The 11,900-nt window shown below is 35.7% G+C and carries 7 protein-coding genes; 2 read left to right on the forward strand and 5 right to left on the reverse strand.

The genetic code is table 11. The annotated features are described in order from the left end of the window. The first annotated feature begins 856 nt into the window (after positions 1–856). Complete coding sequence (locus QQZ16_RS14725; protein WP_284561466.1) at positions 857–3,508, forward strand: PBP1A family penicillin-binding protein; 2,652 nt, start codon at positions 857–859, stop codon at positions 3,506–3,508. A gap of 431 nt (positions 3,509–3,939) precedes the next feature. After that, positions 3,940–6,669 (forward strand): tetratricopeptide repeat protein, encoded by a 2,730-nt coding sequence (locus tag QQZ16_RS14730; RefSeq protein WP_035416695.1) that lies wholly within the window; start codon positions 3,940–3,942, stop codon positions 6,667–6,669. A gap of 68 nt (positions 6,670–6,737) precedes the next feature. Here the strand turns inward: QQZ16_RS14730 and QQZ16_RS14735 are convergent, their stop codons facing one another. From QQZ16_RS14735 to QQZ16_RS14755, 5 genes are all read right to left on the reverse strand, one after another. Next, on the reverse strand, positions 6,738–8,387 hold the full coding sequence (locus QQZ16_RS14735) for a glutamine--tRNA ligase/YqeY domain fusion protein (RefSeq protein ID WP_031539529.1): 1,650 nt from the start codon (positions 8,385–8,387) through the stop codon (positions 6,738–6,740). 357 nt (positions 8,388–8,744) lie between these two features. Next, on the reverse strand, positions 8,745–9,071 hold the full coding sequence (locus QQZ16_RS14740; protein WP_031539531.1) for an AzlD domain-containing protein: 327 nt from the start codon (positions 9,069–9,071) through the stop codon (positions 8,745–8,747). Further along, positions 9,068–9,793, reverse strand: a complete 726-nt coding sequence (locus QQZ16_RS14745; protein WP_031539532.1) for an AzlC family ABC transporter permease — start codon at positions 9,791–9,793, stop codon at positions 9,068–9,070. Before QQZ16_RS14745 ends, QQZ16_RS14740 begins: the two co-directional genes overlap by 4 nt. Positions 9,794–9,974: 181 nt before the next feature. After that, a complete protein-coding gene (locus tag QQZ16_RS14750) occupies positions 9,975–10,190 on the reverse strand; it encodes a hypothetical protein (RefSeq protein ID WP_048719012.1) in 216 nt (71 codons plus the stop codon). A gap of 83 nt (positions 10,191–10,273) precedes the next feature. After that, positions 10,274–11,491, reverse strand: a complete 1,218-nt coding sequence (locus QQZ16_RS14755; protein ID WP_031539538.1) for an MFS transporter — start codon at positions 11,489–11,491, stop codon at positions 10,274–10,276. Positions 11,492–11,900: the final 409 nt, after the last annotated feature.

Below are 11,900 nucleotides of genomic sequence, written 5' to 3' on the forward strand. Positions count from 1 at the left end.
TTACACTATACCAAAGAATGAGGTGTTATTTCATTTTATTAAACACTGTCAAGCAACATATTTAATAGACCATAGACGCAATACAACTAACGATTTGCACTTATTTTTTTGGTGCGAAAGTTGAGTATATTAGAATTGATTTCTTTCTTTGCTTACATCAAGTAAGCCCCCACCATTTTGGATTGAGGCCACTGAAAAAGTGAATTACCTGGTGAATCGGTAGTTACCAAACCATTCTAACTTAGTGTAGGCTTTTGTTTTCCGAGGCTTACCGCACGACTCACCGGGGCGAGCGCCGAGCCGCTTCACAGCTCACGCTCCTGCAGGGTCTCGGACTTTCTCGCATCTCCCGTAGGAGTCGAGCGGACACCTCTCCAAACCAACTTATTATTTGCTTTCAAATAAATAAAACCTCATTAATTTGGAGAACTAGACTTTTTCAGTGCCCTCTTTGGATTCTCGTTGATTATATACATCGGATTTTAAATCACAAAGTGCTTTCTTGATAAATTAGGAAAAATAAGTCCCTTTAACCTCAAATAGCTCCCCAGTTAGACATTTAAAAGATATGGATTCCCTCCTATTTTTACTCTTATAAAAGAATTATCATAAATCTAGCAGTTCTCTCCTTTTGTCAAAAATGATTGGATGCTATGATTTGTAAATCAAAAAACATATTTTTCAAACGAATTTTTAAAGTGAAAATCTATAACACTAAAACAGAAACATATTATTTAAAGCTGTGTCTATTTTCTCTACTAGATCATACAAAATCGAAAATGAGGTGAAAAATCTGCTATTAAGAAAGTGAATATAGACAAAATGGAATGTTTATATTTTATTAGCAGCTACTCGAATGACTGAAAATAATCATTCTCGCGTTGAGCGAAGAAAAAAATTACAAGAAGAACAACGTTTATCAAAGAATCAGAAACCAAAGAGAAGATTCTGGAAAAAACTCTTATATTTTAGCCTTATCGTTGGAGTTGTACTCTTTTTGGTTGGAGTTGGTGCAATTATTTTGATTATCAAAGATGCTCCAAAGTTTGACGAAACATTATTAAAAGACCCTTTATCGTCTAGCTTATTTGCTAGTGATGGAAAAACAGTCATCACCGAGGTAGGGACAGAAAAACGTGATGATATCGGAATAGAACAAATTCCAGAGGTATTAAAGGATGCTGTTTTAGCAACCGAGGATTCTCGTTTCTACAAGCATCACGGAATTGATGTAAAACGAACAATGGTTGCGATTTTTAAAGTAATTACGACAAGATCGTTAGAAAGTGGTGGAGGAAGTACCATAACACAGCAGCTAGTAAAAAATTCTTTTTTATCGATTGAACAAACACCAACAAGAAAAATCCAGGAATGGTACTTAGCAATTCAATTAGAACGTCGCTTTACTAAAGAGCAAATACTGGAAATGTATTTCAACAAAAACTTATACGGTGGAGATATTTATGGAGTAGCAAAAGCATCGGAGCGTTTCTTTGGTCTAAATGTGGATGAATTAAACCAATTAACACTTGAACAAGCTGCGCTTTTAGCAGGAATTCCACAAAGTCCGAATCGATACATGCCAACCGTTGAAGACAACTTAGAACGTGCAGAAGAACGAAGAAATATGGTTCTTAACTATATGAATAGACATCATTATATTTCCAAATCAGAAATGATAGAAGCACAAAGTACCCCTATTGAAGAGACGATAAACATACAGAAACCGAAAGCAAATAAATATGAGGCCTTTGTAAATACCGTGTTAAAGGAGGTACAAGACAAAACAAATGCGAATATTTTCGAAGATGGATTAGAAATTTATACAACCATCGATTCTGACATACAACAATTGACAGAAGATGTGCTGTCCACCAATGATTATGTCAGCTTCCCAGAAAATGAAAAGCTGCAAACAGCTGTTGTAATTACCGATACACAAACTGGAGAAATTAAAGCAATTGGTGGTGGGAGAAATTTTCAAACTAATTCTTATAATTATGCCATTATGATGAAACGTCAGCCAGGTTCGACAATTAAACCGATTCTTGACTATGGTCCAGCCATTGAAAAATTGAACTGGTCAACAGCCCATAAGATAAAAGATGAAAAATATCATTACAGTGATGGGACTCCGATTCGAAACGCAAATCGTACCTATGCAGGGAGTAAGACAATTAGAGACCACCTTGTTTGGTCACGCAATATTCCAGCATTAAAAACATTTCAAGAAGTTGGTGCAGAAGCTGCAACTGAATTTGCTAGAAGTCTAGGTTTCCCAATTTCAGATGAACAAAAAGGAAATGAAGCAAACTCCATTGGTGGGATTGATGCGGCTTCTCCACTTGTGATGGCCGGTGCATACTCTGCCTTTGGTAATGCTGGTTACTATATAGAACCCCATACTATAACAAAAATTGTCTATTCAAATGGGCGTGTTGAGAAATTAGCACCGACTGAGAAAAAAGTAATGGCAGATTATACAGCTTTCTTAGTGACCGATATGCTAAGGTCAGTCGTCCATTCAGGTACTGGGGCTAAGGCGAATATCGCTAATATAGACCTTGCTGGAAAAACCGGAACGACGAACTTTGATGAAAAAACCGTTACGAAATACAGCCTCCCAAATAATGCTGTAAGGGATGCATGGTTTGTGGGGTATACTCCACAATATACTGGAGCCGTATGGACTGGGTATGATAAAACGACTTCTTCGAGTGATTATTTAAATAGCACAACAGACGATCTTTCCCTACTCGTTTTCAAAGCCATTATGTCGAAGGCAGCAACAAGTCAAGAGCGATTTAAGCAGCCTGAAAGTGTTGGGAAATCGGGAATGGAGTATTACGTAAAGGGTGGAGAGAAACCACAACCGCCGAAACCAGTGACACCAACCGATTTTGGCGCCATTTATGAGGAAGAAGCAAATCAAATTGAATTAGCATGGAACCACTCTTCGATTAGCGGTTTTGAAACAAGCTTTGAAGTTACTTATACAGTAGATGGAAAAACAACAAACTTAACGTCTACAAAGGATAAAAAGGTCATTCTTCCGAATCCTCATAAAGGCGAAGAATATGTCTTTACGGTTGTGGCAAGTGTAGAAGGAGTAAAAAGTGATGTAGCTTCCACTGCCATCACAGTGGAGGAACAAGCCAAAGCACCAAACAGTCCAAGCAATCTCCAAGCAACCTATGATCAAGCATCAAATAGCATTTTGATTCATTGGCAACCTAGTAGCGAAGGTGAAAATAACCAATACATTGTTTCCTTTACGGTTAATGGAATCCCTCAAACCTTAGCAACGACGTCAGAGCAACAAGCCACATTGAAGAGGCCACAGCCTGGACAAACGTATATGATCTCAGTAACTGCCACAAATGAAGTAGGTTCTAGTGAAGCGGTGTCTACGTCTGTTACGGTTTATTCTACTCCTGGAGGAAGTGGAGAAGATAATGGATTTGGTGACATTATCCTTCCTGATGCAAATACTGGCACAACTCCGTAAGTGAAAAAAGAAAATGGTCTCCAAATTCAAGGGATGATCATTTTCTTTTTATATCAAATCAACTAGAGAAAGATTTTTAAGTAGGTCAAAAGATACAAGGAACTTTTTTTCTGGATAGATAAAGCAGGAAAGAAAGGTACGATTGGCACTAGAGGAAGAGAATAATAATAAGTAATCTAAATATAATAGTGTGATAAAAGAGCGAACATTCTGCAATCTTATGATAGAGACTTCAGTTAAGTAGGAAAAACAGGTAGGATTACCTAACTGTTATTATATTGTAAAGAGATTGATTCAAATTAGAAATCCATGAAATAATCTAGTTTGCTACAATGAAGGATAGCCTACTAAGACATAATTAGAAAGATTTTTGCATAAAGATAGTATTTTAAAAAGAGGAAGACACTCTAAATGGATGGCAGGGGGAAGTTATGACATTAGAAAAAAAACTAATCGAAAAAACGTATTATGAAGGATACTTAAAAGATAGAGACGAATCACCAATTGAAGTCTTAGGACAATTATATATTGCTGAACAAAGAAAAAATGTTCCTGATTTAACTTCTATCCGCTTTGCGCAAGGGGAATTATATTTTCAATACCATGATTATGAAGCGGCTATTTTTAAATGGGAGAATATTAGTAATGAATTAGAACCATGGGCGCAAAAGAACCTTGCAGATGCCTATTTGGAATTAGAGGAATATTCAACTGCAGAAAGCTTTTATAAATCAATTGTTACCGATTCTGATCTTTTAAAGACAGAAATTTCGATGCAGCTATTTTCTTTATATTTTCAAAAAGAAAATCATGAAATGGCGTTAGAGATTATCAATAATCTTGTCGCAACTAATCCTGATTATGCCAATATAACAACTGTTGCTAAATCGTATTATGAAGAACAGCAAAATTGGGAAAAAGCAATCCAGCTTGCTGTTAATGAAGGGAAAAGAACAGATGCATTAAAATGGTATGAAGCGCTGATTCATTATAGCAACCTTGGTGTAATCAATCAGTTTGAGCCATCTTATTTTATGGAAAACTTGAAAAGTCTTCAAGAATTAGATACTGCTACTTTTGAGAGATTGGCGATATCATTATGGAAAAACTATGAAGATAGCGCACATTATTTAACATGGGTAACTGTGTTTAATACAGTCTATGAGCCAGCACCAAGTGAAGCTGAAGAGGGACTGACGCTTATATTAGAAAAAGCATATGCTCATTTAATTAGTGGTAGCTATCCTATTAAAGAAGTACAAGAAATCGTTCCAGCACTTTTATCCAATTATTTCTTATCTTCTGCTGGAAGACATGTTGTAGTTGCAGCATCTGCTGTTTTAGCTTGGAATGAAATGTTTAAACATTCTATTGAATATTCCGTTGTATCAAAAGCTGAAATGGTCATTAATGAAGCACCGGAAGCGAATGTTTCGTTCCAACAATTTATGAATTTATTTGAATCTATTATAGATTGGGCAGATAAACATGATATTCCACTAGATAAGAAATTTACCCAAAAAGTGCAGGATTACCTTCCATCTGATCATTATCAATTATTGATGGTAGGATCACATGGAAGTGGTGTGAATGCTTATATTAATGAGCTTGTAGGGGAAACTGTTCTGGCGGAAGAAGCAAGCGCGATTCTAACAGTAAAAGATAATGATTATCTTGAGATTAAGGAAGTAACGAACGCTGGATTACGTCCAATTGATACACTAACCAATTTTTATAAAGAGCTTTTGATGCAACAATCAGATTCTGTGAATCCGAGAGTGTTTCAGTTAGATACACCTTCTCACTTTTTAAATCAAAATAGATGGACTGTTACTACTGCTCCTTTTGTTGAAAAAGAATCTTATGCAGATTATGCCATGCTGGCAGACAGTCTCTTATTTGTTATAAATGAACACTCTGTTTTTTCTTATAATGAATATGAGCGATTAAAGCAATGGAAGGAAAAGTCATCGTTCTTAACTGTTCAATTCTTAATTTATATGGATGATGCGGAAAATGAGAAAGTGGCAACAAAACGATTGCAAAAGGCAACAGCTGCTATTCAGCATTATTTCCCAGATAGCAAAATATTTATCTATTCTAAGCAAGAGGATAGAAAAATGCAATTAGATGAGGTCAGTCTCTACTATCAACAGCATTTTGAAGGAAGAAACATGAAGGAAGAACGTCTACAAAGCTGCATTTCCATCATTCAAGATTTAATTACAAATCTATTAGATAAGCGACTAGATATGGAAAATAGTTTAAAGGGATCACTAGAATTGTATGAGGAAATGGTAAGTAAGCTTACTGGTGCAAAAAATCAGCTTATGGATATGGAAACGTCAAAAATTGAATCAATTACAAAACAATTTGAAGAAATCAAAACAGAAACGCAAGAAGCAATGAAGAAAGATATTCCAGCTATTTTAAAAGGCTGTAAGGATTTTGTAAAAGAAGATAGTGATTTTACTAAGATGCATGTTGCTCTTAATGAAGAGATGAATAAACGTATAAATCACTATATAAACGAAACGTTATCACCGCGCGTTCATCGAAGTATAGAGGAATGGATTCACTCTTCCCATAAACAATTAGAGCAAGGGCAGCAATTTCTTCAAGAGCTTTGTGAAGGATTTAATGGCATATATAAAGAGCATCCTTTGGAACTTATCTGTGACTTTACAATCATTGAAGATTGGAGAAGGGATGCACGCCGCTTATCAAGTGGGCTACGAATCGATCCATTAAATATTTTCAATCGCTTTAATGCGTCTCAAGTATTTTTAAAGAGTGCAGGGAAGCTACTCGGAGCTATTCAACAAAATAAAAAAATGCTCCAATCAAAATATCAAAAGTATATCGAAACGGAAGACTTTTCTGAAGTGGTTTCATCTGTTTCAGCAGCTGTTTTACAGCATTTTGATTTCTATGAAAAAGGATTGGAAAATGATATCAAGATGTTCTTTATCAGTCCAAAGGTAACATTAGAGCAGGTTGCTGAAGAAAAATCAAAAGACATAGTGGAATACAAAGATTTACTAGAACGTTTAAAGAATAATCCGGAAATGTTCCATGATCCATTGAAATTATTCGAATTACGTTTGCTGCAGTACGATTGGCTTGCTAATACAACTAAGCCTGCAACGACATGGATATAAGTGATTGAAAAAAGGGAGAAGATTAATCGAAATAGTGATTATTCTTCTCCCTTTATTTCTAGCAAATATTATAATTTAAATGAGCTTTTCAAGGAAACAATGCGGTTAAATACAGGCTTTTCAGATGTTGTATATTTAGGGTCCACATTAAAATAGCCATGACGGAAGAATTGAAATTTATCTTGTGGTTTAACATCCTTCATATTTGGCTCAATAAAGCCTTGAATCACTTCTAGAGAATTAGGATTTACATAGTCTAAGAACGTTTTTCCTTCTTCTATTTCCTCCTCTTCATCACTAATAAGTGGTTCGAATAAGCGGAATTCAGCAGGGATAGCTTGCGTTGCTTCCACCCAATGCAATGTTCCTTTTACTTTTCTGCCAGTAAAACCAGTCCCACTTTTTGTTTCTTTATCATACGTACAGTGAAGCTCCATTACATTTCCCTCTTCATCTTTTATTACTTCTTCACATTTGATGAAGTAAGCATGCTTTAATCGCACTTCATTTCCTGGGAATAAGCGGAAGTACTTCTTCGGAGGATTCTCCATAAAGTCTTCTTGTTCAATATAAATTTCACGAGAGAATGGAATTTGTCTCACTCCCATCTCTGGATTTTCTGGATTGTTTTCCGCATCTAACATTTCTATTTGTCCTTCTGGGTAGTTCGTGATGACGACTTTTAAAGGATTTAGGACACCCATTGTACGAGGAACTTTTAATTTTAAATCTTCACGAACAAAATGATCAAGCATTGCAGAATCAACTGCTCCAGATCCTTTTGAGATACCTAATTCCATACAGAAATTACGGATTGCTTCTGGCGTTACACCTTTTCTTCTTAAACCAGAGATAGTAGGCATACGAGGATCGTCCCAACCATCCACATATTTTTCGTCTACTAGGAGTTTTAATTTCCGTTTACTCATTACCGTGTTTGTAATATTTAAACGACCAAATTCAATTTGTTGAGGCGTGCTTTCCATTTCACATTCACGAACAACCCAATCATAAAGAGGGCGTTGGTCTTCAAACTCTGTTGTACAAAGAGAGTGTGTGACACCTTCAATCGCGTCCTCTAACGGATGAGCAAATGCATACATTGGATAAATACACCATTTATCTCCAGTATTATGATGTGTTGCATGGGCGATACGATAAATAACAGGATCTCTTAAGTTAATATTAGGAGAAGCCATATCAATTTTTGCGCGAAGAACCTTTTCACCATTTCCAAACTCTCCGTTACGCATTGCTTCAAATAATTGAAGATTTTCTTCCATAGAACGGGTGCGATAAGGACTTTCTTTCCCTGGTTCTGTTAACGTACCACGGTATTCACGAATCTCATCAGCAGATAAATCATCTACATAAGCTAGCCCTTTTTTGATTAATAGAACAGCACGCTCGTACATTTCTTCAAAATAGTCAGAAGCAAAGAGCAGATTTTCCCATTCATATCCAAGCCATTCTACATCTTCTTTAATAGAGTTAACATATTCAATGTCCTCTTTTAAAGGGTTTGTATCGTCAAAGCGCAAGTTTGTTTTGCCGCCAAATTCATCTGCCAACCCAAAATTAATAAAAATGGACTTAGCATGTCCAATATGTAAATAGCCATTTGGTTCTGGCGGAAAGCGAGTGATAACTGTATCATGCTTACCTGTTTCTAAATCTTCTTTCATGATGTTTTTTATAAAATTAGAGCCAATCTCCAAGATTATAGCCACCTTTCTTTTATGTATGAATACTTTTAGTTTTGAATGTTGAGCCTAGTAACTCGTTTATATCGAAAATATCCAAACGATCTTAGTATGATTATATCAATAATATAACCAATATTTTATTATAAACTTCATAGAAAGGAAACGAAAGTACAATAAATTTGTAAATTTTTATGGTTTTGGAAAATGATTTGTATAGTTTTGGATTAATTTTGAAGAAATAGCCATTTTAGTTAGTGAGAGGCTTTTATGAGAAGGATGAACGCCAAAAAAGCAGGAGGAAGAGGGGAAGTTGGTTTTCATTAAAATAAAATGCCCCCTTTAAGCAAAAGAGGCATTTAACAAAAATAATTACATACTCAATCGCACAATAGCCATACACACCACTCCGAATAATACGGTAGTTAATAAGCTTTTACTAAGAAAAGCAACAATGATAGTCGGGATAGTCGCAAGAAGGGCTTCCCAATTAATACGGATACCAGTACTTCCGCTAGTTTCTAAAAGACTTTCTACAATTAATCCAGTAAATATACATACCGGGAGATAGGAAAGCCATTTTTCAACTGGTTCAGAAATGGTGAAATTGCGTGCTACTAAAAATGGAATAACTCTCGGAATAAACGTAACAAGTGTACAACCAATTAATAAAAGAATAAAGCTAGTGTTACTCATCATTTATCTGTCACCACCCCAATTGTAGCAACAATGATTGTTGATATAATGACACTTAAGCTGCTTGATAAAAAAGTAGAGAAAACAAGCATGCATATGATCATCAATGTGATTAATAATAAATAGTGTTTCAGCTTAGTAGGTTTGATTGTTTGCAATTGCAGGATTAATAACGCAATAAACATGGCGGGCAAAGCATAATCTAATCCAAATTGTTCAGGATCTGGGAACCAGCCACCGATATATCCCCCGATTGTACATGCTCCAATCCAAACAAGGTAGGCAGTAAGATTTAGTCCATTCATCCAGCGATCATTAATAGGCTCTTTTCTAGCAATTTTCGTAATAGCTACTCCAAATGACTCGTCTGTAACAAGGCTTCCAATACCGATATTTTTCAGTACGGAATATTGTGTGAATTTAGGTGCTAATGCTGAGCTTAATAACAAGTGACGCAAATTCACAATGAATGTAGTAAGGATAATGGCACTAATGGGACTTGCAGCTGCAATCATTGCACAGATAATAAATTGAGAGGCACCTGCATAAACAAATGTGGCAAGAAAGAAAACATGGAATACAGATAATCCAGACGATACACCTACCACGCCCATTGCTAGGCCAATGCTGATATAGCCTAGTAACGTTGGAATACAGTCCTTCACCCCATCCAAATAGGAGAGTGTTTGTTGTTCTTCTTGTTTTTCTAATTTTAAACTTTGCACGGTCAATCCCCTTTATTGCGAATTAGTAATTACATTTATTATATAAGGGAGAAAAATTTTAGGCAATGCCTTAATAGATGAAGTAGTAGGGGTGAAAATTTGTGGTTATTTTACGCAAAGTTAGAATGAAAGCCATCACTGCCATTTATTACAGTAGTTTGGAATTCTGAAAAGAAGCGTATTAAATAATAACACAAAAATAAAAACCATTCTCATCATATCTAGAAGAATGGTTTTGTTTATATTTCTTTTCTTTTCGTGTTAATTTTTCCTGTTTTGTCTTTGTTGTTTTCGTGATTGGTACGATGGATCCCCAGGAGCCTCTTCGCATCGTTGTATCAAATCCACTTTCTCTTAACGCTTTTTCCCGTTTCTTTCTTGCCGCTGATTTAGCCATTGCGTTTCCTCCTTTTGATGTGAATCATTTCCTTAATTATACATCATAAAGGAGAACAATGTTACTAGTTATACATTGGGATGTTAAGAAATCGACTGTTTCGATAACTTAGGATGTCGATGCATCATTGCAAAAAGAAAAATACCGCTTGCTAATAAGAGAAAGCTGGTTGAAAAGAATACCATGGAGAAACCAAAATTACCAGCGATTATTCCACCAAGAGCAGGGCCGATAATATTTCCGAGAAAACGGAGACTTGTTTCATACCCCATTACTTCTCCTTGCATGGCAATTGGTACTTCTTGACGAATATAAGCTATACGTACTGGAACCATTCCACCAATCGCTACACCAAGAATAAAGCGGATAATAAGTAATTGCCAGTATTGATTAACAAATCCCCCTGGAAAATAAATGATCCCAGCAATAAATAAGAGAATAACAAGTACTTTCAGATGACCTGAGCGATCTCCCATTTCTCCCCATTTCCTTGCCATTAGCAAGTTACCTAATCCTGCTGCTGAGAAAGCTAATCCAGCGAAAAAGGCAATGTTCTCAGGTCCGTGCAAGTCACTGACATATAGAGAAAGAATTGGTTGGATGCTAAAATGGGCAATTTGAATAAAAGCCGAGATAAGTAGTACGGTGATGAAAACAGGATTCTTAAGAATATGGGCTAATACCTCTTTGCTTGTATAACTGCTTTTCGTACCCTTTTGAACAGGGAGAACAAATTCTTTCGTCGTAAATACTAGAATGGCAGAAATAAAGATTGCAAGTGAGGTAAATCGGAAAGTCGCTCCATAGCCGAAGCTATCTGCTAAGACGCCTCCAAGCAATGGACCAATCAATGCCCCTGTAATACTTCCTGTTTGTAATGTTCCTAACACTTTTCCCGCAACTTTTTTTGGTGTTTGAGTGGAGATAAATGCTTGAGACATTGGGATAAAGCCAGTAAAAAATCCTGTGAAGAACCGAAGAATAAAAACTTCCCATACAGAATTAGCGAAACTCATAAGAAATATCGATATACCAAGCCCGATTGCCAAGATGATAAGAATTGTTTTTCTGCCAAACTTATCGCCAATTTTTCCCCAGATTGGCGAAAATAAAAACGCTGCTACAAAGGTGACAGAGAAACAAAGTCCTGACCAATGTTGAACAAATTCTGGCGAATATTGACCAAAGGATTCAATATAAAGCGATAAAAATGGGAGAACCATGGTCATACAGGCACTTATAAAAAAGTTGGCAAACCACATGATTCCTAAATTGCGTTTTGAATATTGTTGGTTTTCCATTTTGTAAAAACACTTCTTTCTAATATAGTAGAAAATTTTTCATTAAAGGCCTCCTCCATCTAGGATGGAAAGAGAATTCGAAAGGAAGGACGAGGAGATTGTAAAAAACAGCACAAACAATTTCGCTTAACTAAATATTAGTTTAACGTAAAATTTACATAAAAGAAAGTATTTTGGATGTTTTTTTCCAACAGATGTTCGATGTTTAATAAAAGAAGAAGAGGTATCTATCAAGAAAAGACTGTAATGTAGTGGTTGTAGAGTTGCAAAGGAGTGAATAATTAACTGAAATTACCAATGGAGGATTTTCATACTTTTTTATTGGAATTCTTGTGAAAAATAATTAAAATGCATTTGTTTTTCTAGAGTATACAAATGTATTTTTAGAAAGGATAGCACTTGATTATTT

This window comes from Bacillus sp. T2.9-1 (assembly GCF_950097965.1).
GTDB classification, from domain to species: Bacteria; Bacillota; Bacilli; order Bacillales; family Cytobacillaceae; genus Niallia; species Niallia hominis.

Bases quoted from the DNA above. Each gene is read 5' to 3' on its own strand.
- QQZ16_RS14725 (WP_284561466.1), top strand. From the start codon at position 857: ATGACTGAAAATAATCATTCTCGCGTTGAGCGAAGAAAAAAATTACAA.
- QQZ16_RS14730 (WP_035416695.1), top strand. From the start codon at position 3,940: ATGACATTAGAAAAAAAACTAATCGAAAAAACGTATTATGAAGGATAC.
- QQZ16_RS14740 (WP_031539531.1), bottom strand. From the start codon at position 9,071: ATGATGAGTAACACTAGCTTTATTCTTTTATTAATTGGTTGTACACTT.
- QQZ16_RS14750 (WP_048719012.1), bottom strand. From the start codon at position 10,190: ATGGCTAAATCAGCGGCAAGAAAGAAACGGGAAAAAGCGTTAAGAGAA.
- QQZ16_RS14755 (WP_031539538.1), bottom strand. From the start codon at position 11,491: ATGGAAAACCAACAATATTCAAAACGCAATTTAGGAATCATGTGGTTT.